At 43.1% G+C, this 22099-nt stretch carries 28 protein-coding genes; 16 read left to right on the forward strand and 12 right to left on the reverse strand.

Annotated elements, in window-relative coordinates:
* Nucleotides 1–34: 34 nt before the first annotated feature.
* The 4 genes from SIO70_RS01270 to SIO70_RS01285 all read right to left on the reverse strand — a co-directional run bounded on the left by SIO70_RS01270 (nucleotide 35) and on the right by SIO70_RS01285 (nucleotide 3520).
* Entirely contained in the window at nucleotides 35–466 is a 432-nt protein-coding gene (locus SIO70_RS01270) for an SRPBCC domain-containing protein (RefSeq protein WP_320578716.1), read from the reverse strand.
* Nucleotides 463–801: a metalloregulator ArsR/SmtB family transcription factor gene (locus tag SIO70_RS01275; protein ID WP_320578718.1), complete on the reverse strand. Its 339-nt coding sequence runs from the start codon at nucleotides 799–801 to the stop codon at nucleotides 463–465. The genes SIO70_RS01270 and SIO70_RS01275 overlap by 4 nt, the downstream gene beginning before the upstream one ends.
* Nucleotides 802–960: 159 nt before the next feature.
* Entirely contained in the window at nucleotides 961–3132 is a 2172-nt protein-coding gene (locus SIO70_RS01280; RefSeq protein ID WP_320578720.1) for a glycosyl hydrolase family 28-related protein, read from the reverse strand.
* A gap of 67 nt (nucleotides 3133–3199) precedes the next feature.
* Complete coding sequence (locus SIO70_RS01285) at nucleotides 3200–3520, reverse strand: hypothetical protein (protein WP_320578721.1); 321 nt, start codon at nucleotides 3518–3520, stop codon at nucleotides 3200–3202.
* 71 nt (nucleotides 3521–3591) lie between these two features.
* Here SIO70_RS01285 and SIO70_RS01290 point away from each other — a divergent pair, with 71 nt between their 5' ends.
* Nucleotides 3592–4173 carry a TIGR00730 family Rossman fold protein gene (locus tag SIO70_RS01290; protein ID WP_320578723.1) on the forward strand — a complete coding sequence of 194 codons (582 nt, stop codon included), beginning with the start codon at nucleotides 3592–3594 and terminating at the stop codon, nucleotides 4171–4173.
* A gap of 87 nt (nucleotides 4174–4260) precedes the next feature.
* Here the strand turns inward: SIO70_RS01290 and SIO70_RS01295 are convergent, their stop codons facing one another.
* Nucleotides 4261–5220 (reverse strand): GlxA family transcriptional regulator, encoded by a 960-nt coding sequence (locus SIO70_RS01295; protein WP_320578725.1) that lies wholly within the window; start codon nucleotides 5218–5220, stop codon nucleotides 4261–4263.
* Between the two features lie 181 nt (nucleotides 5221–5401).
* Between SIO70_RS01295 and SIO70_RS01300 the strand changes: the two genes are divergently transcribed.
* Nucleotides 5402–6160 (forward strand): alpha/beta hydrolase, encoded by a 759-nt coding sequence (locus tag SIO70_RS01300; protein ID WP_320578727.1) that lies wholly within the window; start codon nucleotides 5402–5404, stop codon nucleotides 6158–6160.
* Nucleotides 6161–6351: 191 nt separating this feature from the next.
* Here the strand turns inward: SIO70_RS01300 and SIO70_RS01305 are convergent, their stop codons facing one another.
* A complete protein-coding gene (locus SIO70_RS01305; RefSeq protein ID WP_320578729.1) occupies nucleotides 6352–6690 on the reverse strand; it encodes a S24 family peptidase in 339 nt (112 codons plus the stop codon).
* A 101-nt stretch (nucleotides 6691–6791) separates the two neighbouring features.
* Between SIO70_RS01305 and SIO70_RS01310 the strand changes: the two genes are divergently transcribed.
* The 4 genes from SIO70_RS01310 (at nucleotide 6792) to SIO70_RS01325 (ending at nucleotide 8911) form a co-directional block, all read left to right on the forward strand.
* A complete protein-coding gene (locus SIO70_RS01310; RefSeq protein WP_320578730.1) occupies nucleotides 6792–7334 on the forward strand; it encodes a hypothetical protein in 543 nt (180 codons plus the stop codon).
* Nucleotides 7331–7882: a hypothetical protein gene (locus tag SIO70_RS01315; RefSeq protein ID WP_320578732.1), complete on the forward strand. Its 552-nt coding sequence runs from the start codon at nucleotides 7331–7333 to the stop codon at nucleotides 7880–7882. The genes SIO70_RS01310 and SIO70_RS01315 overlap by 4 nt, the downstream gene beginning before the upstream one ends.
* Nucleotides 7883–7967: 85 nt before the next feature.
* Nucleotides 7968–8315: a nuclear transport factor 2 family protein gene (locus tag SIO70_RS01320; protein WP_320578734.1), complete on the forward strand. Its 348-nt coding sequence runs from the start codon at nucleotides 7968–7970 to the stop codon at nucleotides 8313–8315.
* A gap of 23 nt (nucleotides 8316–8338) precedes the next feature.
* Complete coding sequence (locus SIO70_RS01325) at nucleotides 8339–8911, forward strand: Crp/Fnr family transcriptional regulator (protein WP_320578736.1); 573 nt, start codon at nucleotides 8339–8341, stop codon at nucleotides 8909–8911.
* 394 nt (nucleotides 8912–9305) lie between these two features.
* Here SIO70_RS01325 and SIO70_RS01330 read toward each other — a convergent pair whose 3' ends face one another.
* Nucleotides 9306–9908, reverse strand: a complete 603-nt coding sequence (locus SIO70_RS01330) for a class I SAM-dependent methyltransferase (RefSeq protein WP_320578737.1) — start codon at nucleotides 9906–9908, stop codon at nucleotides 9306–9308.
* Between the two features lie 30 nt (nucleotides 9909–9938).
* Here SIO70_RS01330 and SIO70_RS01335 point away from each other — a divergent pair, with 30 nt between their 5' ends.
* Entirely contained in the window at nucleotides 9939–10397 is a 459-nt protein-coding gene (locus SIO70_RS01335) for a YcxB family protein (protein WP_320578739.1), read from the forward strand.
* A 342-nt stretch (nucleotides 10398–10739) separates the two neighbouring features.
* Here the strand turns inward: SIO70_RS01335 and SIO70_RS01340 are convergent, their stop codons facing one another.
* The 4 genes from SIO70_RS01340 to SIO70_RS01355 all read right to left on the reverse strand — a co-directional run bounded on the left by SIO70_RS01340 (nucleotide 10740) and on the right by SIO70_RS01355 (nucleotide 13685).
* Nucleotides 10740–11102 carry a helix-turn-helix domain-containing protein gene (locus SIO70_RS01340; RefSeq protein ID WP_320578741.1) on the reverse strand — a complete coding sequence of 121 codons (363 nt, stop codon included), beginning with the start codon at nucleotides 11100–11102 and terminating at the stop codon, nucleotides 10740–10742.
* A 187-nt stretch (nucleotides 11103–11289) separates the two neighbouring features.
* A complete protein-coding gene (locus SIO70_RS01345; protein WP_320578743.1) occupies nucleotides 11290–12165 on the reverse strand; it encodes an NAD(P)H-binding protein in 876 nt (291 codons plus the stop codon).
* Between the two features lie 281 nt (nucleotides 12166–12446).
* Nucleotides 12447–13283, reverse strand: a complete 837-nt coding sequence (locus tag SIO70_RS01350) for a helix-turn-helix transcriptional regulator (protein WP_320578746.1) — start codon at nucleotides 13281–13283, stop codon at nucleotides 12447–12449.
* 9 nt (nucleotides 13284–13292) lie between these two features.
* Nucleotides 13293–13685: a nuclear transport factor 2 family protein gene (locus tag SIO70_RS01355; RefSeq protein WP_320578748.1), complete on the reverse strand. Its 393-nt coding sequence runs from the start codon at nucleotides 13683–13685 to the stop codon at nucleotides 13293–13295.
* A gap of 157 nt (nucleotides 13686–13842) precedes the next feature.
* On the opposite strand from SIO70_RS01355, the gene SIO70_RS01360 reads away from it, so the two are divergent.
* Nucleotides 13843–14616 (forward strand): helix-turn-helix transcriptional regulator, encoded by a 774-nt coding sequence (locus SIO70_RS01360; protein WP_320578750.1) that lies wholly within the window; start codon nucleotides 13843–13845, stop codon nucleotides 14614–14616.
* Nucleotides 14617–14677: 61 nt separating this feature from the next.
* A complete protein-coding gene (locus tag SIO70_RS01365) occupies nucleotides 14678–15298 on the forward strand; it encodes a class I SAM-dependent methyltransferase (protein WP_320578751.1) in 621 nt (206 codons plus the stop codon).
* A 115-nt stretch (nucleotides 15299–15413) separates the two neighbouring features.
* Here SIO70_RS01365 and SIO70_RS01370 read toward each other — a convergent pair whose 3' ends face one another.
* On the reverse strand, nucleotides 15414–16295 hold the full coding sequence (locus tag SIO70_RS01370; RefSeq protein ID WP_320578754.1) for an SDR family oxidoreductase: 882 nt from the start codon (nucleotides 16293–16295) through the stop codon (nucleotides 15414–15416).
* Nucleotides 16296–16380: 85 nt separating this feature from the next.
* On the opposite strand from SIO70_RS01370, the gene SIO70_RS01375 reads away from it, so the two are divergent.
* From SIO70_RS01375 to SIO70_RS01405, 7 genes are all read left to right on the forward strand, one after another.
* Nucleotides 16381–16965, forward strand: coding sequence for a Crp/Fnr family transcriptional regulator (locus tag SIO70_RS01375; RefSeq protein WP_320578757.1), 585 nt, complete (start codon nucleotides 16381–16383; stop codon nucleotides 16963–16965).
* 372 nt (nucleotides 16966–17337) lie between these two features.
* Nucleotides 17338–17868, forward strand: a complete 531-nt coding sequence (locus SIO70_RS01380) for a GNAT family N-acetyltransferase (protein ID WP_320578760.1) — start codon at nucleotides 17338–17340, stop codon at nucleotides 17866–17868.
* Between the two features lie 28 nt (nucleotides 17869–17896).
* Nucleotides 17897–18412 carry a sigma-70 family RNA polymerase sigma factor gene (locus SIO70_RS01385; RefSeq protein WP_320578762.1) on the forward strand — a complete coding sequence of 172 codons (516 nt, stop codon included), beginning with the start codon at nucleotides 17897–17899 and terminating at the stop codon, nucleotides 18410–18412.
* A 396-nt stretch (nucleotides 18413–18808) separates the two neighbouring features.
* Nucleotides 18809–19732 carry an alpha/beta hydrolase family esterase gene (locus SIO70_RS01390; protein ID WP_320578764.1) on the forward strand — a complete coding sequence of 308 codons (924 nt, stop codon included), beginning with the start codon at nucleotides 18809–18811 and terminating at the stop codon, nucleotides 19730–19732.
* 2 nt (nucleotides 19733–19734) lie between these two features.
* A complete protein-coding gene (locus tag SIO70_RS01395) occupies nucleotides 19735–20202 on the forward strand; it encodes a CYTH domain-containing protein (RefSeq protein WP_320578766.1) in 468 nt (155 codons plus the stop codon).
* 6 nt (nucleotides 20203–20208) lie between these two features.
* Nucleotides 20209–20646, forward strand: a complete 438-nt coding sequence (locus SIO70_RS01400) for a hypothetical protein (RefSeq protein WP_320578768.1) — start codon at nucleotides 20209–20211, stop codon at nucleotides 20644–20646.
* A gap of 40 nt (nucleotides 20647–20686) precedes the next feature.
* The gene (locus tag SIO70_RS01405) at nucleotides 20687–21931 is read left to right on the forward strand and encodes a PQQ-dependent sugar dehydrogenase (protein WP_320578771.1); all 1245 of its coding nucleotides are present in this window, start codon (nucleotides 20687–20689) and stop codon (nucleotides 21929–21931) included.
* Nucleotides 21932–22099 lie beyond the last annotated feature (168 nt).

Below are 22099 nucleotides of genomic sequence, written 5' to 3' on the forward strand. Positions count from 1 at the left end.
TGATATGCAAAACACCTGAAAGTTTAATGATAATTTAACTTAACTTGTTCAGATAATCTTTCAAAGAGATGGTCATGAGATGTGTCCATCCGCCTCTGAAGCTGTCTACAGCGAAATCAGGATGCTGCGGGAAGCTATCCAATCCTTCGTGCGTCAATTTTAATCTTGTTTGATCGCCTTCATCAAATAGTTCAAACGTCACAGTAGAGTAACCTTCATAATCCTTGTATTGCCAACTATATTGTAATTTCCGTAGCGGCTCTGCAATCGTTACTTCGCAAAGATGAATGTATTGCTCACCCTTATGCCCCTGTCCCGGAAAACTAAATTGAAATCCTTTCTCTGCTTTAAAATCATCCAGGTTGAAATACCACTGTTTCATCTTATCCTTATCTGTAAGTGCCTCCCACACCTTTTCCACAGGTGCATTGAATGTCTCTTCAATTACAATAACATGGTTGCTCATTTCTTTTTGGATTTACGGGGTGATGAATTGTCTTCAAGAAAGCTTTTTAATGCCTGCATCTTGTGTTTCCAGAACGATTCATATTGACGGATCCATTCCTGTACTTCTTCTAATTTCTCCAACCGGGCAGCGCAATACCGCTCCCGGCCCTGCTGTCTGATCTCAATCAAACCACATTCTACTAAGATCTTTATATGCAGGGAAATAGCTTGCCTGCTCACATCAAAGTTCTCCGCAATCGCGTTGAGATGACGGGGCTCGCGGGATATCAGGTGAATGATTTCCCGTCTGGTAGGGTCTGCTATTGCCTGAAACACATCTCTTCTGGCTTCCATAAATACGCAAGCATTTGCTTGCACAAATAAACAACAAAAAAGGCACACGAGCGCCTTTTTTTTATTTATTTTATAACTCCATCCTATATGGGTAACCTCCCAGTTATTTCACAAGCAGTGCCTGGTACATACTATTATAAAACACCTGAACCCATCAGCTTACCTCACCTGGTACCCCTCTGTTTTCAAGGCTTTCTGGATATCCATCGTACCAAATTGATTATCATGGATAAATAAATTGTTCACCACCCGCCCCACGCCGTAAACGGCCAGGCCATTCTTAGCCCCACTTACTTTATTTCGCTCTATAATCGCATCCTGTACATCATTCACTTCGCCACCCGGAGATACCCGGATATAGCTTTTACCACTTAAGACATTTCTTCTGACCAAAGATCCTATGTTTAATCCGGAACATCCTGAACCAATTATGTTAATCTGTTGATCTCCACGGAATCTATCTTTCTGATCTAACTGTGGAGTATAGGTACCGTCGCTCAATTCACAATCCACGATGTCAATGTACCAATTCGGTTGTCTGCCATAATTCACATAAGAGCCTTTGCCTATGATACCTGCGCTACGTTGCATTTTCAATCCTGCTATCACACAGTTTTGGGCCGAGCCATAGAATTGAAAAGCACCTGCATCTGTAGCGGTGTTATTCACAAAAAATAAATGGTCGCGGATTGTTGTGATACTAATAACTGAACCGGTATCTGGTTGCACAAGAAATGGTTCATCCAGTTCGATCTGGTCCATCGTATGCTGTACGATTCTTCTGAATTGTCCCGACCCTTTGCCATCGATGATAAAAAGCCCACCACCAATCCATTTATTAGCCGTCCATTGAAAAGTGTTGCCATCTTTTCTGAGAGAAATACGATTGCCACTGGCGCCGCCGACCTTTCCAAAATACCCGCCACTGCCACCATCCAGTGTCATCACTTCCCTGTCATTGATATAATTGAAGGGAGTCACATTTCTGGCTTCGTACAGATCATAACTTTCATTGATGGTAGCTCCATACCCATAACCGTTAGTTTGTTTATAACAGTCTTCGAAGATCAAACCCTGCGGATGAATTTTCATATACGTCTTTACACTACCGCCGGCTTTTTCAAATCTACAACGCTGAATAAATCCGCTCACACCTACAAATGAAAACATGCCCGCGGTTTTAAACACACAATCTCTTACCCTGATATCATGTCCTTTTAACTGAATGCCTGTCTTATTCCATTTGCTATCCAGTTCAGCAAGGGCGTTGCCAATGTCTTGTTGTACGAAGAGTCTTTCTAAAATCACATGTCCATCGCCACTATTCATAATAATGCCCAGTGCACGGGATGCCCGAATAGTAAGATCCGTGAGACCAAAGTGATCGGCGCCACTGATAAGGCTTGCAGCGGCAACAGGTCCAAAATTGAGGACCGTTCCCTTTTGTCCTTTTACCATCACCCCATTGGGGATAACTAAACCCTCTGATAATATATAGTTGCCCGTGGGGACATTTACAATGCCACCATCATGTGCAGCTGCCAATGCTTTTTTAAAAGCTTCGGTGTCATCCTGCGAGCCATTTCCTTTTGCACCATATGTCTTTACATTGAATGCCTGCGCAGGCCACATAGCTTTGTTCACGATATTGACAGTGAGCGGTGCACTCCATGCTGTTTTGCCACCAAGACCATTGTGATAATATAACTGGTATTTACCTTGCTGGATAGTAGCGGGGAGGGTTACTTTCACAGAGTAATCATCGTAGATACTATCTACCTTTACTTTAAACATTTTCCCATTGCCAGCCAATACCATCTGTCCGCTACCACCTTTGCGAAACAGGTTCTTCCCCTGTATCCGCAATACATCTCCTGCAGCAGCTGCATTATATCCATCCTCACTAATCACCCAATTTACAATCGGCACATTTACATAAAAACCACTGACAGCACCTTTATTGTCCGTCATACGCACGCAATACACTCCCTGTTGGAATGCATCGGGTATGATTACTTTTACAGACTTTTCATTTTGCTGTATCTTATCCACAGGCATCATTCTGTCGGCCGCGATCATCTTTCTTCCTTTGGAATCGGGTAAATGATCTGCTTCCGGCAATGGCACGTATGCAGGAGGTGAGTTATCCACCCGGTCATCCGTGAGTCGGCCCACTTCAATTTTTGAAATCAGGTCAATACCTTCTCCTCTAATTAACACAGTTTCCCCGGGTGCAGTAGCAGCAGTGGTAACATGAAAGAGTTGTGGCGTATTCTGGGCAAATGCAGGTAAATAAAAGAAAATGGCGGCAAGAAAAATGAGACGTTGCATAGTATTACTTGTTTCAGTAAACACAGGACTATACTATATAAGCGCAGAAACTATGCCATGGTTACGTCTATTCGAAAGGAGTGAATGCTGAAAACAGGTCCCCCATCTCTTCCAGTCCGCCTACGGGTACATATTCACATACAGCGGCATATTCTTCCCATAATTTTAATACGACCGGATGAGTATGTGCCTGTTCAATGGCAGCAGCAGATTTCCATTCAAAAACTTCTACGACAGTGCCATTTTTTGCTTTCATGATAATGGGAGTTCTGTCAGAAACAAGGTCTGCGTCTTTTAATAAGCTGTAATGTTTACGGGTTAATGTATCTAATTCTTTTTCCTTGCCAGGTTTGGGTTGGTAGCCTACGATAACAATTCCTCCAGACATAAGTTGTGATTTTAATGGAATTAAAATACAACAAATCCTAGTACCTTTGCCACATCAAACCCTTCAAAATAATGAAAAGTATAACTGTCTTTTGTGGATCCAGCGCTGGTACCGATAGCATCTTTATGGAACAAGCATTTCAGCTGGGTAAAACACTTGGAGAAAATAGTATCGGACTGATATATGGAGGTGCAAAAGTAGGCCTTATGGGCGCAGTAGCAGATGGTGCATTGTCAGCCGGAGGTAGGGTGACGGGGGTGATTCCGGACTTTCTGAGAGCAAAAGAAATTGCGCATACTGGTTTAACAGAATTGTTGATAGTAGATAGTATGCATACACGTAAGACAAAGATGAATGAATTGTGCGAAGGGGTGATAACACTGCCTGGTGGGTATGGTACGATGGAGGAGTTTTTTGAGATGCTCACCTGGGCGCAGTTGGGTCTGCATAAAAAACCGATAGGCATATTGAATACTAACGGGTATTATGATGCGATGATCACATTAGTGCAAAATATGGTGGATAAAGGGTTTTTGAAAGAGATCAATCAGGATATGATTTTGGTGAGTGATGATATTGATACCTTGTTGGATAAGATGAAGAATTATGTGGCACCTGCGGTGGGTAAGTGGATTAATAAAGATGAGGTGTAAATATTATAGCGCCGTATGAATTTTAATATTGGCGAATTGGACCTCCCATAGCGCCATATGAATTTCAGTATTGACCAAGTGGACCTCCTACAGCGCCGTCTGAAAACGTTTCCTGTATTCAGACGGCGTCACATCAAATACCTTCAAAAACACCCTGCGCATATTCTCCGCATTTTTAAACCCACATGCAACAGCGATCTCTTCCAGGGTCAGATGTTGCGCTGTCAAACTCCTACACGCTGCCTCCACACGCATTTTTTCCATAAACTTCACAGGGGTAATGTTCATTTCCTTCACAAACACCCTGGCAAAATTCCTTGGACTCATCAACACTTTTTCTGCTAATTCTTCCACAGTTATTTCCACCTGCAAATTATCCATGATCCAATCTACTGCCTCCCGCACAGGGGCATGATCGATTGCCTGCGCAGCAAGTACCATACTATATTGCGCCTGGTTACCAGGTCTTTTTAAAAACAACACCATTTGTCTGGCGATCTCCAAAGCAAACCGTTTCCCCATATCTTCTTCCAGCAATGCCAGCGCGAGGTCCATACCAGTAGTAATCCCTGCTGAAGTATATACATTTCCATCTTTGACAAAAATCGGCGCAATATCTACGCTAACTGAAGGATAAGCTGCCGCTAATCGCTCACACAAGCTCCAGTGGGTAGTCGCTTTTTTACCATTTAATAACCCAGCTTCCGCAAGAATAAAAGCTCCTGAGCAGACAGAACAAATTCTTCTGATCCGGGGAGCTTGCTGCTGAATCCATTCAATTGCTTTAGGATGAATATTTGCTGGCAGGTCTTTAGGCAAGCCGGCTATAATCAAAGTATCAATGGCTTGATGAAAGGTCGCATAGTTATGCTCACAGGTAATATGCATACCCGATGAAGTCCGGATCTGGTTCGTTGCTTCCAAAGACACAATATGTGTCTGGTATATCGACCCCGCCTTGTCGATGGCTTTGGTAAATACTTCCAGTGGCCCGGCAAAATCGAGCAGGGTGGAATTGTGCGTAATTAATAAGACAATGTGCTTCACGAAAACAAAAGTAAATGGTTGGAAATGTCCTTCACAAAAAAGTAGTTGATAGGAATGTGCCTTACGAACATAAAGTTACCCACCTGGCACTCCCCTTCACAAACACAAAAATAACCATTTTGGCAGGAATTGCAGGTTCTTTGTCTTCCTGCCATTCAATCGTTCCCCTTACTTTTGCTACATGGATACAATTCTTTTACTACACGGATGGCCGCAGACCTCGCATATCTGGCGGCATGTAATACCTACACTTTCTACACAATACCGTATACTGGCACCAGATCTGCCTGGACTAGGCACTAGTCCTTTTGCAACACAGTATGATACTGGGTACATTGCTCAATTAATAAAAGATTACCTCGATGCCCAACAGGTAAAACAGTGCCATATAGTAGGCCATGATATCGGGGGCTGGGTAGCCGTCGCCTTTGCCTTACAATTTGAATCAAGCTGTTTATCACTGACAGTGATGGATGCAGGAATTCCCGGATTGATGCCTTTGCAGATGTTCCAACCCGGCAATGCGGGAAAGGTATGGCAGTTCTATTTCCATGCGGTGGCCGATATTCCGGAAATATTGGTGCTAAGCAAAGAAGAGGAATATTTAAACTGGTATTTCAGTCACAAATCATTTGTAAAAGGTACGATAGACAATGAAGTCTATTACCATGCCTACAAAGGAAAGGAGCGCCTGGCAGCAGGTTTTAATTATTACAGGGCATTCAATACAAGTGCAGAACAAAACAAGGCGCAGCTAAGAAAATTGAAGATACCGGTAATGGCTGTAGGAGGGGAGTATGCAGTAGGAGAAAATATGCGGGCTGTAGCGGAAGAGTTGTCAGAAGAGGGGAGGACAGTGGTGATACCGGACTGTGGGCATTATATCCCGGAAGAACAGCCGGTAGCAGTGGTGAATTTGTTAAGAGAATTCCTGAAATAGTAGTGCATTTTACTGAGAGAATTCCTGGAATAACGGAATGGTGTTGGTTCCCTGTAAATTTCCAGAAACGCGCTGGTAGTTAATAGCTCTGTGTAAATCACCCAATAGCTATTTCGTATCTGCCACTTCACTCCCTGTAAATTTCCAGAAACACATTGGTAGTTAATAGCTTTATGTAATTAACCCAACAGCTATTTCCCCCCTTTCACCTCACTCCTATAAATCACCTGGTGCTGATACTCCCCCAGCACCACCTTCCCATACACAATCCTCGTCCACCCATTCTCATGCCCATGATTATTCGCAATCAAATATCCTTTATGTGCATCTATCTTAATCACCTTATGTGCATCAATATACCTCCCTTTCACCTTACAAAACACGATATCCCCAATCTTATACCCCTCCGCTCTCTCAAACGTCAAATTACTCCCACTCTTCAAAATCGGTAACATCGAACTGCCAAAGGCTTTCATCTTTCCCGTCCCATTTTGGGCCAATTCACTCTTTAATCTTTCAAATTTGTTCATCTTATTAAATTTTTAATACCCAAATATCCCCCCCTCCTGCGCAGCTTTTTTGCGCAGTATTACATTTTTTTATATATTTATCCCCATAAAGACCTATTCCTATGAGCAACAATCTTGTCATCAATCAGGTGATCCCCCACCTGACCGGTTTGATGTTTACTGCCCCCGACAAATTCTTTGCCCAGACTAAAACGGTCGCAGCAACAATGTCTCCTCAAACACTCCCGTTATTACGTAGTCACCTCCATGCTGACTTACCCGTTCCCGACGGTGTAGATCAGTCACAACTGGGCCTCACAGGATGGTTATCCGCCTGTCAGTACACCATTTTTGAAGTCATTTATCATATTGGCACCCCAGCAGTGCCTATGCTCAAGGAGATTGCCTTTGGCGAATACGACTGGATTCAGGCAAATGCCCTCGACCTCCTGACCCGCTTCTATATGGATGGCAAATTAGGGGCAGAGATCATCGATGAAATTGATTCTAATCTGGGTGACATGCGATATGAATCACATTTATATTACGCACAACATTTGATAGCTTTGAGGCGCAAAGATCAACGATATGAAACGCAGGTGATTCAGCGGATAAAAAATCCACATCTGCATGACGCCATCAAAGAAATCATGGATGAAAGATGACTTATGAACGGCCACTAAACGAACAGGAAGCAGCCTACTTTAAAAGCAGACTAAGACACCGCAACTGTTGCAGAATAGCCATCTGGCCATTACTGGGCATATTAATAGGTATTTTGACACAAGCCTGGCAAGGGATTATTTTTTTTCTGGCACTCGGTACGTGGCTCACGTTTTTTATCAATTTTCATTACCGCGAAGTCCGGTGTTTCTTACAAAAAAATCGAATCACAGTACTCCCTATCCGCGCCACCCGATATTTAAAAGTGAGAGAAAAGTTGGGGGATGGTGACCTATATTTGTTTCAATTAGCAGATGATACGATCATTCTGGTGCATATGCAGACATCATTTGAACCAACAGATGATTTCGAAATTATCACCGGCTATGGTATGCATGACCAGGTCATCTATCGACGTTTTATACACATTGGCGATCCTATACCACTTGTAGCTGAAATAATAGATCCTTTGATCAATCCGCCATTTGAGGTTACAGCACATCAAACTTATAGTGTGGCGCATGGCCAGATAGAAGATCTGTTAGTATAACTCTTTTTCTCATAAAACCATTCAACTACTTAAACATTTCTCCCCGCCGCATTCCCGTCCTTTGCCCTAACAAAATCAACAACACATGATACCATCAGTTGAAACCATGATAGAGCAATACGTCAACACCTGGAATGCATCCAACCTCGACGCTTACAAAACAGGCTTCACCTCCTGCTGGGCGCCGGACGCCATTTACACCGACCCCAACCATGCCCTCATTCAAGGTGTAGACGCCCTTGCCGACCTCGCCCAAGGCTCCTGGAACAAAGTCCCCGGCAGAATATTCAACATCCTCAAACGCCCCGTCTTCCACCACAACAGTGGCCGATATTACTGGACCGTTGCCCTACCGGAAGGGCCCCGTCAAGGCCTCGACTATTTTGAATTCAATGACCAATTCCAGATCACCCGCCTTGTCAGCTTTTTTTAATACCTTTTGAATTAAAAGGCTCCATGCACAACCGGTTCCTCACCAATTTAGCACTACACATCTCCCTGGATCCATCTGAAACAGACCTCATCCTGGCCGAACTCCATTCCCGGCAGGTAAAAAAGAATACCTACCTCCTGCGGGAAGGAGACATCTGCAGACAATTTTATTTTGTCAATGAAGGTTGTATCAGATTATTCCACACAGATAGCAAAGGTGAAGATCACAATATTTTATTCTGTCCCGAAAACTGGTGGATCACAGACATCACCAGTTTTTCGGGACAACTACCTGCATTCTATAGCATCAGCGCTCTAGAAGATTCAGAAATATTCTACTTCACTCATGATGAATTAGAACAACTCTATCTCACCGTTCCAAAGATCGAACGCTTTTTTCGTATATTAATTCAAAACGGCTTCAGCATGTATCAAATGCGTATCACCTCCAATCTATCTCTGGCGGCAGATGAAAGGTATGCCCGTTTTAGTCAGCTATACCCCGGCCTGGAACAAAGAATCACCCAAAAACAAATCGCTTCGTATCTCGGCATTACGCCTGCATTCCTCAGTATGATACGGGGAAAGAAACTATAATTTCTTACACTTTATCAGGTAAAACGGGTAGTTCTCCGTAACCTCATTGACCTCATACAACCCCGCATTCCTCAGTATGATACGCGAAAAGAAACTATAATTTCTTACACTTTATCAGGTAAAACGGGTAGTTCTCCGTAACCTCATTGACCTCATACAACCCCGCATTCCTCAGTATGATACGCGAAAAAAAACTATAACTTCTTACACGTTATCAGGTAAAACGGGTAGTTCTCCGTAACCTCATTGACCTCATACAACCCCGCATTCCTCAGTATGATACGCGAAAAAAAACTATAACTTCTTACACGTTATCAGGTAAAACGGGTAGTTCTCCGTAACCTCATTGACCTCATACAACCCCGCATTCCTCAGTATGATACGCGAAAAAAAACTATAACTTCTTACACGTTATCAGGTAAAACGGGTAGTTCTCCGTAACCTCATTGACCTCATACAACCCCGCATTCCCAAATTCCGCCTGAATAGACTCCCTGTCATAAAAGTACATATTCACTCCACCAAACATTTCATATCTATCCTCACTCAACCAGGTACCCTGCCCATAAGTAGACGCAGCTTTCGAAATCACCGTAAACACCATGTACCCACCCGTTTCCAGCTGTTCATAACAATCCCGGATCAATTTTTCCCGCTCACTTCCATCCAATAAATGGATCAGTGCATAACAAAATACCCCGTCATATTTCTCCTGATCAAATGGCATCTCCGTAACAGAACCATGATAAATCGTCATCTCCGTTCCATAATGCTTCCGCGCCATATCAATAGCAGTCTGAGAGATCTCAATCCCCGTCACATTCATCCCATTCTCCCTGAAGACCTCTGCATTCCGGCCATAACCATACCCAGGCACCAACACTTTTTTCACCCCCTGCTGCAGGAAGAAATCCTTTGTCAACACAGCTGATTGAGCAGGCTCAAAGCCCCACATCTCCTGCTTTTCATTAAAACTCTTTTCCCAGAATTCTGTCATAATTCTCTACCTTTATTAAAAATATTTTGAATGACGTCTTTTTCACATACTTCTAAAATATCCCCTGCAGCCTATATAAAATTCCTCTATGCCCAGTTCTATAAAAAGCCAACAATCCTCGTTCTTTACCTCTTTGCTTTCTACTTTCTTACCCGTATCATAAATGACACCGCAGGAATCCCTTCATTTGAGTTTTATTTTATCATTTTCAGCGTTATTTTTCCTAGTTTGATGATATACCTCACTTTGAAGAAACCAGGCGTAAAAAGGTACGTTTACGCCCCATTACAGTATACCTTTACTGACGAAGCCATACTTATCCAGGGGGAAGACTTTAAAACCGAATTAAAATGGTCTGCCATTCGTAATGTGAAGGTAATGAAGCACCTTCTTTTCTTCAAAACAACAAGAACCAATGGTACCCTCTTCGATAAAGACCTGCTCACACCCGAACAAATGGCATTTATCCAATCCAAAATAACCGCTTAATCCTTCGAATGTTGTTCGAGTCCGCTTCGAGTGTTGTTCGACCATTGTTCGAATGCGCTTCGAGTGTTGTTCGAACGTTGTTCGAGTGTTGTTCGAGTGTTCTTCGACGCTTGTTCGACGCTTGTTCGACGCTTGTTCGACGCTTGTTCGACGCTTGTTCGAATAAACCCCTTCCAAAAACGCCCCACCTACCCCCCCAATACCTACCCAAACCACCGCATGTACCCCTTCATACACATATTGAAGTACCATAAGAAAAAAGACTTATATCTGAAAGAGAAGACCACCATGTGGAGCTTTTAAAAAAACAAAGGTTGTGGTGCACCAAACACCACAACCTCCCTATTTTCCAATTACTTCTTTTCTGTGCGCTAACCCCAGTTCTACAAGGTTTGTAATCACTCCTCTCATTGACCGTCCATACTCCGTCAGTTCGTATTCTACAGTGACATCGTCAAGACCGCGTTTTACAATTTGATGTTCTTCCAGATCTTTCAGTACAGTAGACAATACCTTGGCAGAAACCCCACCTGGAATGGCTGTCTGTAAGTCTTTAAAACGACGCTTCTCATGTTGTAAGAGCTGGAGGATCACTTCCATTCTCCACTTGCCATTCAGCACATCCAGGATATCGTGTGCGACTCCCAGTTGTTGGTTGCAGTCCTTGTTTGAACTGAACATTGCCTGTATTGGACATCCTTTCATACCATAAAAATAAAAATTTTTATGCCAACCGGATAATTGCTTTTAACCTGGCCGGTTTACCAGCATACTGCTGCGGATAAATATTACCTGGGATAGTTGCTTTCTTCAAAGGGTGGTCTGCATAAAAAATTTCCTGAAATGGATCCTTTCTACAAATGCCTCTCTGCAAAAGAGTTTGCAACTACTTTTAAAAAGCAGCAGCAAACTCTTTTGCAAATTCTTCAATAGTTGTCCGGCCCATTTCCCTGGGTGGATGCAGGTCATAATCAGACCTCATAGCACCACTGTGAATCGCTGCGCCCAGTTCTACCAATGGCGTTACCTGGAATGGTTGCATTCCTCTTTCTAACAGCGCCTTTGTTACCTCCTCATCTGATAAAGTGACCCTTTGCAGATCAGGCTTCCCGATCGCTGCACCAATCGCCTTTGCAGCAGCACTGGCAGTGATGTCCACACTGGCTACATAACGTACCAGATCGCTTTCTTTTTTTACTAACTCCTCCACCGCAACAGTGGCAATATCTCTTGGATGTACCATCACGACCTTATCATCACCACCATAATTAGAACCAATAAATCCTGCATGTTTGATCATGCCCACAAAACTATACAGGTTGGTAAAAAATGACCCGGGACGTAAATGTGTGACAGCAACCTCATTGAGCGTATTAATAATCTGCTCTGCATGATAAGATCCCGTAATAAAACCAGTTCCTTTTTCTAAATGCGCTCCCCAACTGCTGAGGTGTACAATACGTTTTACTCCAGCAGCCTTTACTGCCGCCACATAACTACGCGCAATGGTGGAATAATATTCAATATGATCAGGTGCACCGAAATTAGGCGGCTCCATGGCAAATAGCGCATCTGCTCCTTCCAACGTCTTTGTAAGAAAATCAACATCTTCCAGTTTGCCGATAGCGGCCTTTGCACCCAACGCTGCTATATCCTGCTGTTTTTCGGGATTCGTGCTGATGACAGTAACCCGATGTCCCTGCTGTAATAAATCCTGCGTCAATGGCTTGCCTATATTCCCAAGGGAACCAGTGATAACAATGTGCATGGCGAATTATTTTTTATAGGACAAAGATCTATCGAAATAGGTTTCCTGATAAGGGCTGAAAGATGGGAAGATTGGGTTAAAAGTCGGAACCTTGCTTATAAGCAGCAGGTGACATACCGGTTTGGTTTTTGAAAAACTTACCAAAAGTAGACTGAACTTTTACGGACGGTTGTTTTCAGCAAAGACCTGGACGATGGTTATTATATAGGCTATAATGAAAAGGTTGAAATCTGTAGATTCCTCAACGATTTCAACCTTTTAGAATGGAATAAACAATAATATTATTGTCCCGTTCCATACACGAGCGTTTCCCTATACACCACCGGCGACACCTCCGCATTATTCTTAAAAAACCTGCTAAAATAAAACTCATCATTAAACCCCAACTCAAATGCAATCCGCTTCACCGGTTTCGCAGTCATATACAATTCCCGTTTCGCCTCCGTCATAATCCTCTCCGCAATCAGGTTACCCAATGTTCTATTAAAATGAGTTTTGCTCAATTTATTTAACGCCTTCGGTGTAATATTTAATAACCCTGCATAATACCCCGGGCTATGTTCCTTCCTATAATATTGCTCAATCGCATCTTTCAATGATTGCAAAATAAAAGGCTCATTTCCTACAGGCACCACGGCTTCCTGCCTATCCAACTTCATCCTGGATGCATTGATCAGCAAGATCTTTAAAAACGCCATCACCACCTCATACTGTGCCAATGCCGGTCGGGACATCTCCTGTTCTACCTGTTTCACAATATTCATCAAAGACGCCATTTCATCCACCTGCAATTGCATCAATGGTGGCGCATAGATATTATTAAACAAGACACCATTGCAAGCCACTTCCTCCTCATGTTGATAAATACAAAAGAAGTCAGGATGAAAATTGATCAACACACCTTCCATATCCCCTTTCACCTGGAAAGGCTGATATAACCCCAACGCCAACAACGCGTTCTCCTGGAAAGTATATTCATACAGCTGTCCGCTTCCCTTAGTCACCAACAGGATAGAATAATAATTATATCCTTTCTGCTCCTGCAATAACACCCCTTCTTCAAGGCGAGACACCCTGAAAGCCATATTACCCGTCCGCGAACTGATCAATGTATACATACCCTAAAGTTAGAAAAGTTTACGCTCCGATGCTGCAATCGCCAAATCATTTATACTGGCAAATCGCCTTTGCATCAGACCATTCTCATCAAACTCCCAATTCTCATTGCCATAACTCCGGAACCATTGTCCCTGTGCATCATGCCATTCATATTCAAATCGTACAGCAATGCGGTTATCCATAAACGCCCACAATTCCTTCTTTAATTTATAATCCAGTTCCCGTTCCCACTTGCGCTGCAAAAATACTTTGACCGCTTCCCGGCCATTGATAAATTCATGCCGGTTACGCCATTCAGTATCCACGGTATAAGCTAAACTTATGCGTTCAGGATCTTTTGAATTCCAGGCGTCTTCTGCTTTCTGTACCTTTTGTAAGGCTGTTTCTAATGTAAATTTCATGCTACAAAGTTGCAACGATAACCACAACCAGTACATGGACAAATGGAATGAGTGCATGGACAATCCGGCCAGCCCCGAAGTACTGGTTGCATAGAAAGAGCTGGCGTTCTCCACGAATATATAAGATAGGTGAAATTTCCCCTATCTTTATCTCATCATGCAACACATCCCCATCAGGACAAATACAAGCTTTAGCATCCGGGATATCAACGAGTATATGTCCGGTCAGGATATGATTCAATCGCTCCATCGTCATGATTTTTACTATTTGTTAGTGCTGGAAAAAGGTGCAGGTACACATGGTATTGACTTCACAGATTATACGATTACCGACCATTCCATCTTCCTCCTTCGCCCCGGCCAGGTGCATGCCATCCACCTTCATTCCAGCAGCACAGGGTATCTCTTACAATTCAATCAAAGCTTCGATCCCAGTCCTTTATTGCACACTGCTGCACAGCAAAACTTTTATCAACTGGAAAATACACTTGTTGTATGCACACAAATCTTTGAAGAATTTACCCATGCTAAAGAAAAATACGAAGATGTCATCAAATCATTACTACATATATTTTTCATCCACCTGCTTCGCACACAAAAAGCCCCCACTACCAATGATCAGTTACAAACCTTACAGACGCTCATTGCAACTAATATCACCACACATAAACAGGTAGCAGACTACGCCACCATGCTCCATTTATCCCCATATCAACTCAACGCCATTACCAAATCATCCCTCGGCAAAACCTGCTCTACCCTGATCAATGACCACATCGTCCTCGAAGCAAAACGCCAACTCCTCGCCACGACTAACCTTGTCAATGAAATTTCCTGGGCACTAGGTTACGAAGACGTTTCCTACTTTATTCGTTTCTTCAAAAAACATACAGGTCATACCCCCGAATCCTTCCGCCAAAACTTTAAATAGATCCGATTCAATTTCATTTTTGTCCTATCAGCAAGCGCTCATCAAAGGGTAATTTTGTGTCATGACAAACGAGCAATACAAAACCAGGTGGGATAACCGCTATCGCGAAGCTGATTTCGCCTATGGCAAAACACCGAATCTATTCTTCAAAGAATGGTTAGATCGCCTTGAAAAAGGCAGCCTCCTCATGCCCGCAGATGGCGAAGGCAGAAATGGTGTATACGCAGCTGCCAATGGCTGGCAGGTAACCTCTACAGACCTGAGTCCGGAAGGGAAAATCAAAGCATTACAACTAGCCGGTGAATTAAATACGAATCTTACCTACATCGTAGGTGATCTTGAAACTATCAAATTTGAACCCGCATCATTTGAGGCCATCGGTTTGATTTATGCACATTTTCTTCCTGAAAAGAAATCACTTTTACACCAGCAGTTAGATACTTATTTAAAACCCGGTGGTACGATCATCTTTGAAGCATTCAGTAAAAACCACAAAGCGAATGCGCAGGTAGGAGGCCCTACAGAAATAGCATGGCTTTTCTCAGAAGAGGAAATAAAACAGGATTTTCCTGGTTATGAAATATTACTGTTGAAAGAAGAAGTGGTTGGATTGGAAGAAGGGAAATATCACAATGGGGAGGGAACAGTAATAAGATTTGCAGGAAGAAAAAAGGCCGTCTAAAATAAAAGACGGCCTTGCATTTACTGAAACAGAATTTTCACTTTTATTCTCAAAAAGCCCTTTTAGTTAAAGGATTTTATCTCTTCATTTGCCTAAAAGGTCCCTACCGCTTCTTTTACTTAAAATAATTCTCCTCCATATCCTCAATCAGTCCCACCTCCTTCGGCTGCCATCCCAATTTCTCCTGCGTCACCTTACCTGAACTTGGCTGATCCATAGACCACATCATCCCCAAAAATCCCATGCTCGCACCTGCCTCTTCGGCTGGAATACTCTTTGAAGGAATATCCAGGTGCTTCGCCATCACACCCGCCAGTTCCTTCGTTGTAATACCTTCCTCTGCCACTGCATGATATATCGCCCCTGGGGTAGATTGCTCCATCGCCAATACAAACAACCTCGCCGCGTCATTCCGATGTACCGCCGGCCACCTATTCTGCCCTTCACCTATATAAAAAGCTGCACCACCTGTCTTTGCGGCATTGATAATAATTGGAATAAATCCCTGATCACCAGCAGCATGCACAGTCGGTGTCAATCTCACGAGAGAAGCATTCCCTCCACGGGCCACCACCGCAGCAACCGCCTCTTCCGTAGCAATTCTGGGAATTACATCAGTACTCACCAATGGTTGATCTTGCTCTGTCGTCACGGTTCCCCGGGCTATCAAAGCCGTTCCTGAAGCCACAACTATAGGCCCTTTTACAACTTCCCCTATTGCCTCAATCACCTGCCGGTCCAGCTCACAATATTTCTTGAAATTAGCAAAGTCATGAATAAACCCGGTATGTATCACAGCATCCGCCTTTGCCGCTCCACGCTTAATACTTTCCAGATCTTCCAGGTGTCCGCTATGTACCTCCACCCCTGCAGCTTCCAGTTTCTGCGCAGCGGCATCGGTACGTGCCAATCCAATAGGATAATGCCCTGCCTTTAATAATTCCTTTACAATGGCTGAGCCAATAAAGCCCGTAGCCCCGGTCAAAAATACCCGCATAAAATTTTGATTTTATGCAACAAATTTGACACAGAATAGGTGCTCAAAACAAGGTCATTTGACACAATTTTACTACTTTCAAGGTATGTTTGATCGTCTGGAAGCATTATTAACTGCGCAACATTCCTTTACACCTGAAGAGTTGCAGGAAATCAATTCGCGTACATTGGTCAGAAAAGTACGCAGAAAACAACTCCTGCTCCAGGAAGGAGAGATATGTCTTTATAAAATGTTTGTGGCCGAAGGCCTGCTCAAGACATATTATATAAAGGACGACGGTTCCGAACATATTCTCGGATTCGCCAACGAAGGCAGCTGGACTACTGACGGCCAAAGTCTTAAGAACCAAACGGTGTCCAGGCTGAATATTGAAGCCATGGAAGATTCCGTTGTTTTATTATGGACACATGAGCACATCAGCCATTTGGTCAACACCATTTCGGGGTTAAAAGCCTATACGCAAGATCTCATCAGCCGAAGCCTCTATTCCAGTTATGAAAGGATCCTGAGTAATATCAGTGCAACTTCCGAAGAGAAATACCAGGAGTTTGTGAATAAGTTTCCTGATTTACTTAATAGGGTACCGCTTCATCTGATCGCTTCTTTCCTCGGCGTATCGAGAGAAACCCTCAGTAGAATCCGCCATGCCCAACTGAAACAATCTCACTAAGCTGGACTATTTAGATTGAAATCCTTATCCGCTAAATAGAACTTATAGAATTCTCTAACCTGGACGACTTACCTGGACAATTTAGCCAAATCCACCATGCACCATTATTATAATCTCTAACCTGGATGACTTACCTGGACAATTTAGCCAAATCCACCATGCACCATTATTATAATCTCTAACCTGGAAGACTTACCTGGAACTTTTAGCCAAATCCACTATTCACCACTAATACAATCTCTAGTCTGGACGACCTACCTGGACAATTTAGCCAAATCTGTCATGCACAACTAAAGCAATCTCCTATCTGGACTACGCCCATTATTACAAATGGACTACATGAATCATGCAGTCAAGTATTAAATTTGTCCCATGAGTTTCAATATCCAACCCACCTTAGAAAACGATCAGATGCTATTGGCACCTTTGCAGCCAACTGACTACGACGCCTTATACGCCGTAGCTGCCGACCCCGCAATCTGGGCACAACACCCACAAAACGACCGTTGGAAAGAAGATGTCTTCCGTGACTTTTTTGATACAGCCATCAAAAGCCACGGCGCTTTCAAAATCATAGACAAAACCACTGGCGAAATAGCTGGTAGTACCCGTTACTATGAATTCGATCCTGCCCAAAGTATCATTCATATCGGCTACACTTTTTACGCTACCAAATACTGGGGAACCGGCTTTAATAAATCAGTAAAGAAACTCATGCTGGATTATGCCTTTCAATTTGTAGATAACGTAGGCTTCCATGTAGGCGCACAAAATTTCCGTTCGCAGATAGCTGTAACCCGTCTTGGTGCAATTAAAGTAGCAGAAATAGATATGGCTTACCCTGATCAACCAAACCGACATAATTTCGTATACAACTTACCTAAAAATGATTATCTGCTTTGAAGGTCCAAGTGACTTAAAAGATTATCTTATGACGAACGAGATTCAAATAGCACTATACGATCACATCACCTTTTATCTTCAAAAATTAAAAGTAGAGGAAAGTATCCTGAAAGACATCCGTCAGGATATCTTTCTCAAAGCCCATGATTCTATTGACACTCTCAAAGATCATAACAAAATCATCTCCTGGCTGCAGGTCATCACCTACAATGCCGTTATCGATCATTTTAGAAAAACGAATCGCGCTACCCCTGTTATCGATACAGAAAACACCCTGAATGAAGGAAATGAATCCCTTATCAAATGCATCTCCCTGCTCATTAAAAGCCTCCCTGACGAGCAAAAGCACGTTATGGAAGCGATAGAAGTTACAGGTATATCCCAGGTGCAATATGCTGAGCAATATAATCTTCCCCTCAGTACGGTGAAATCCCGTATACAAAGGGCCAGAAAGAAAATCAAAGAAACGGTGATGAGTAGCTGTTATTTAAGAATGGATAAATTCGGGAATGTGACTGATTATAATCCGCCAAAAGGAATTTAAAGAATCCGTATTAAACTGTAATTGTTTAAAACCAATAAATCCAGGCAATTTAATCCATTATATCTCATCTAAGGATTTTAAAGAATCCGTAATAAACAGTAATTATTTAAAACCAATAAATCCAGGCAATCTACTCCATTATATCTCATCTAAAGATTTTAAAGATTCCGTATTAAACAGCAATTATTTAATACCAATAAATCCAGGCAATCTACTCCATTATATCTCATCTAAAGCTTTCAAAGATTCCGTATTAAAATGCAATTATTTAATACCAATAAATCCAGGTAATCCCTCCAATTATACCCCGTAAAAAAAATTTAATCTCCCACTCCAAAAATTATCTCCAAAATCCTGCGTCTTTTTCCCCCGCTCCCCGTCTATCCCTATAAAATCATGAAAAAAATGATCTTAGGTGCTCTATTACTATTAATTACCGCCATCGCGGCCCTGTTTCTCTATTCATACAGATGGAACCTCTTACATCCCAACAAATCTCACACCCTGGGTGATCGTACATTCATCTACCATGTACCCAAACATCTAAAACCCAATCCCAAACTCATCATCGTCTACCACGGCTCCCGCCTCAAATCCTTCATGATGCAAATCCTGACCGGCCATGAATTCGATCTCTTAGCAGATAAAACCCAGGATGCCATCATCGTTTACCCACAAGGCTTTTTGAATAACTGGAATGATAGTAGGAAAACCGCTCCTTTCCCCGCCAAACAACTCAATATAGATGACATCTCTTTCACAAAACAAATCATTCACTACTTCAAAGAACAATACCACATCAACGAGGTCTACGCCATCGGCTTCTCCAACGGTGGACAAATGGCCTTCAGACTCGCTGCTACCGTTCCGGATCTATTCACAGGCTTTGCCACGATAGGCGCCACCTTACCTGTACCAGCAAATAACCTTTGTGCAGACATCACACAACAACCCGTCTCTATCATCCTGATCAACGGTCAGCAAGACAACATTGTCCCTTACGATGGCGGCGAAGTCACCCTCGATGGCAAAAGCTTCGGCTACTCAGAAAGTGCGCCATTCACCGCCGAACACTGGCGCGCTGCCAGCAATGCATCGCAGCTATCAACCATACACTATGGTGACAACGCTGTTCAAACGAATTACTACAACAAGGCTAACAACAAAAAAGTAAGTTTCGTCACTATAAAAGACGGTGGTCATAACATTCCAAACAAGCATTTCCGCATTCCTATCAGCAAGTTAGGACACATCAATAAAGACATAGATGTCCCAGTCGTTATCTGGGATTTCTTCTTCAAAGATGCCCTATCTTTGTAAGCATGGCACAAGAAATAGAAAGAAAATTCCTTCTCAACCTCTCCCTATGGCAACAAGTTGAAAAGCCAAAGGGAGAGCATTTCAGACAAGGTTACCTGGTCACCGACCCGCAAAAAACGATCCGGGTTAGACTGACAGATACCTCCGGTTATCTCACTATCAAAGGGATTTCTGTTGGCGCCACCCGACTGGAATATGAATACGAAATTCCACTCACCGAAGCCAAAGAGCTGCTGGATAATTTCGCTGTTTCTGAACTCTCCAAGATCCGATATACCATCAATTACCACAATAAAATATGGGAAGTAGATGAATTCCTTGGTGCCAACGAAGGATTACTCGTTGCAGAAATAGAACTGCAAAGTGAAGACGAGGCATTCGACCTGCCAGCATGGGTAACAAAAGAAGTAACAGGAGAGGAGAAATACTACAACGCTAACCTGACCACACATCCCTATAAAAGCTGGTGACCCAATATGATTATCTCATTTGACCTTGATGATACGCTGATACCCGGTAATAAGCAATTCGATACACAGGAGCGTACATTTTTACAGAAACTCTTTAAAGCAGAGAGGCTGCGTATTGGTACGATTGAGTTGATGAAAACCTGTCAGGCCAAAGGGCATAAGGTATATGTATACACAACATCTTACCGGCCACCGCGCAAGATCTGGTGGATGTTTTACTTATATGGGATCAAACTGGACAGGGTGATTAATCAGCAGGTGCATAATAAATTTGTACGTTTGCCGGCGAAGCCATCCAAATATCCACCTGCGTTTAATATTGATTTGCATATAGATGATTCAAAAGGAGTGGAGATGGAAGGCAATCATTTTAATTTTCGGACTATAATCGTGAGTGAAGATAATTTGAATTGGACGGAGGAGATTTTGGGGGTAATTGGATAAGCCCGATTTTTGCTACACTTCATACTTAAATTCCATCAATATGATCAGACCTATTCAACTCTGTGCGACTCTACTGGCTTTTACCTTTGTGTCGTGCTCCTCTTCAGTTGGCGAGCATGTCAATAACCCAACTGACAGTACAGGTACCGACAGCCTCCTCGCACCTGTGGAAACCAAAGCACCCAATTCCGATTACAAACCCGCCTTCAAAGGCCAAACCCGTATTGGTGGTGTAAAAACCCAAATCCCTTACGAATTCAAAGTCCTTACTACCGGACTCGAGAATCCATGGGGCATCACCCAACTACCAGATGGCCGTTTCCTCATCACAGAGAAAAAAGGCGATCTCCGCATAGCCACCACCACCGGTGAACTCAGCGCTCCCATCACTGGTCTGCCAGCTGTGAATTCTGCTGGCCAGGGAGGTCTCTTAGGCATCCGGGTAGACCCTGATTTCAGCAAAAACAGAATGGTGTACTGGGTATTTTCTGATCCACTGCCAGAAGGTAACCTGACCGCCGTAGCCAAAGGCAAACTCTCCGCCGATGAAAAAACCATCGAAGGTGCCACCGTTATTTACAAAGCGACACCTGCCTACAATGGCACCCTCCACTATGGCGGTAGAATCGTTTTTGATAAAAACGGTAACCTCTTCATCAGCACCGGTGAGCGCTCTGACCTTCAGACCAGACCACAGGCTCAACAACTGAATTCCGCCCTTGGCAAAGTTTTACACATAACGAAAGATGGTCAGGCTGTAGAAGGCAATCCATTTGCCGGTCAGACTGATAAACGTGCGGAAATATGGAGCTATGGACATAGGAATGTACAGGGATTAGCTTTCCATCCTGAAACCGGCGATCTGTGGGAAACTGAATTTGGTCCACGTGGCGGGGATGAAGTAAACCGCATCGAACCAGGTAAAAACTATGGTTGGGCAACGATCACGTACGGTATTGAATATTCTGGTGAAAAAGTAGGCGAAGGTATTCAGCAGAAAGCTGGTCTGGAACAACCCGTTTATTATTACGATCCGGTGATCAGTCCAAGTGGTATTACTTTCTATTCCGGCAGCGCGATTCCTGAGTGGAAAAATAACCTCTTCATTGGCGCACTGAGTGGTATGCACATTGCCCGTTTGGTGATTAAAGATAATAAAGTAGTAGGAGAGGAAAGGTTGCTGGCTGATGAGCAACAGCGATTCCGGGATATTACTGAAGGGAAAGATGGAGCTTTGTATGCGATTACAGATGGGGGCAGGTTGTATAGTATTCACAAGAAATAGTACTGACTGCTGCTGTATCAAAGCCATTCTCAGGAAATGATTGAATGAATACCATGAACGGCTGCTGCATCCAGGCCATTCCCAGGAAATGAGTGAATGAATGCCATGAACTGCTGTTACATTCAGACCATTCTCAAAAAACTATTTAATTCTACCTCCAATAACTGA

Origin of the sequence: Chitinophaga sancti, assembly GCF_034087045.1 — a bacterium.
Taxonomy (GTDB): domain Bacteria; phylum Bacteroidota; class Bacteroidia; order Chitinophagales; family Chitinophagaceae; genus Chitinophaga; species Chitinophaga sancti_B.

What these genes read in the sequence shown, in the direction of transcription:
- SIO70_RS01290 (WP_320578723.1), top strand. Translation starts at nt 3,592, where the DNA reads ATGAAAAGTATAACTGTCTTTTGTGGATCCAGCGCTGGTACCGATAGC.
- SIO70_RS01355 (WP_320578748.1), bottom strand. Translation starts at nt 13,685, where the DNA reads ATGAAATTTACATTAGAAACAGCCTTACAAAAGGTACAGAAAGCAGAA.
- SIO70_RS01315 (WP_320578732.1), top strand. Translation starts at nt 7,331, where the DNA reads ATGACTTATGAACGGCCACTAAACGAACAGGAAGCAGCCTACTTTAAA.
- SIO70_RS01300 (WP_320578727.1), top strand. Translation starts at nt 5,402, where the DNA reads ATGGATACAATTCTTTTACTACACGGATGGCCGCAGACCTCGCATATC.
- SIO70_RS01335 (WP_320578739.1), top strand. Translation starts at nt 9,939, where the DNA reads ATGACGTCTTTTTCACATACTTCTAAAATATCCCCTGCAGCCTATATA.
- SIO70_RS01275 (WP_320578718.1), bottom strand. Translation starts at nt 801, where the DNA reads ATGGAAGCCAGAAGAGATGTGTTTCAGGCAATAGCAGACCCTACCAGA.
- SIO70_RS01360 (WP_320578750.1), top strand. Translation starts at nt 13,843, where the DNA reads ATGCAACACATCCCCATCAGGACAAATACAAGCTTTAGCATCCGGGAT.
- SIO70_RS01305 (WP_320578729.1), bottom strand. Translation starts at nt 6,690, where the DNA reads ATGAACAAATTTGAAAGATTAAAGAGTGAATTGGCCCAAAATGGGACG.
- SIO70_RS01365 (WP_320578751.1), top strand. Translation starts at nt 14,678, where the DNA reads ATGACAAACGAGCAATACAAAACCAGGTGGGATAACCGCTATCGCGAA.
- SIO70_RS01330 (WP_320578737.1), bottom strand. Translation starts at nt 9,908, where the DNA reads ATGACAGAATTCTGGGAAAAGAGTTTTAATGAAAAGCAGGAGATGTGG.
- SIO70_RS01325 (WP_320578736.1), top strand. Translation starts at nt 8,339, where the DNA reads ATGCACAACCGGTTCCTCACCAATTTAGCACTACACATCTCCCTGGAT.
- SIO70_RS01280 (WP_320578720.1), bottom strand. Translation starts at nt 3,132, where the DNA reads ATGCAACGTCTCATTTTTCTTGCCGCCATTTTCTTTTATTTACCTGCA.
- SIO70_RS01270 (WP_320578716.1), bottom strand. Translation starts at nt 466, where the DNA reads ATGAGCAACCATGTTATTGTAATTGAAGAGACATTCAATGCACCTGTG.
- SIO70_RS01345 (WP_320578743.1), bottom strand. Translation starts at nt 12,165, where the DNA reads ATGCACATTGTTATCACTGGTTCCCTTGGGAATATAGGCAAGCCATTG.
- SIO70_RS01405 (WP_320578771.1), top strand. Translation starts at nt 20,687, where the DNA reads ATGATCAGACCTATTCAACTCTGTGCGACTCTACTGGCTTTTACCTTT.
- SIO70_RS01390 (WP_320578764.1), top strand. Translation starts at nt 18,809, where the DNA reads ATGAAAAAAATGATCTTAGGTGCTCTATTACTATTAATTACCGCCATC.
- SIO70_RS01400 (WP_320578768.1), top strand. Translation starts at nt 20,209, where the DNA reads ATGATTATCTCATTTGACCTTGATGATACGCTGATACCCGGTAATAAG.
- SIO70_RS01375 (WP_320578757.1), top strand. Translation starts at nt 16,381, where the DNA reads ATGTTTGATCGTCTGGAAGCATTATTAACTGCGCAACATTCCTTTACA.
- SIO70_RS01385 (WP_320578762.1), top strand. Translation starts at nt 17,897, where the DNA reads ATGACGAACGAGATTCAAATAGCACTATACGATCACATCACCTTTTAT.
- SIO70_RS01350 (WP_320578746.1), bottom strand. Translation starts at nt 13,283, where the DNA reads ATGTATACATTGATCAGTTCGCGGACGGGTAATATGGCTTTCAGGGTG.
- SIO70_RS01285 (WP_320578721.1), bottom strand. Translation starts at nt 3,520, where the DNA reads ATGTCTGGAGGAATTGTTATCGTAGGCTACCAACCCAAACCTGGCAAG.
- SIO70_RS01380 (WP_320578760.1), top strand. Translation starts at nt 17,338, where the DNA reads ATGAGTTTCAATATCCAACCCACCTTAGAAAACGATCAGATGCTATTG.
- SIO70_RS01320 (WP_320578734.1), top strand. Translation starts at nt 7,968, where the DNA reads ATGATACCATCAGTTGAAACCATGATAGAGCAATACGTCAACACCTGG.
- SIO70_RS01395 (WP_320578766.1), top strand. Translation starts at nt 19,735, where the DNA reads ATGGCACAAGAAATAGAAAGAAAATTCCTTCTCAACCTCTCCCTATGG.
- SIO70_RS01370 (WP_320578754.1), bottom strand. Translation starts at nt 16,295, where the DNA reads ATGCGGGTATTTTTGACCGGGGCTACGGGCTTTATTGGCTCAGCCATT.
- SIO70_RS01310 (WP_320578730.1), top strand. Translation starts at nt 6,792, where the DNA reads ATGAGCAACAATCTTGTCATCAATCAGGTGATCCCCCACCTGACCGGT.
- SIO70_RS01340 (WP_320578741.1), bottom strand. Translation starts at nt 11,102, where the DNA reads ATGAAAGGATGTCCAATACAGGCAATGTTCAGTTCAAACAAGGACTGC.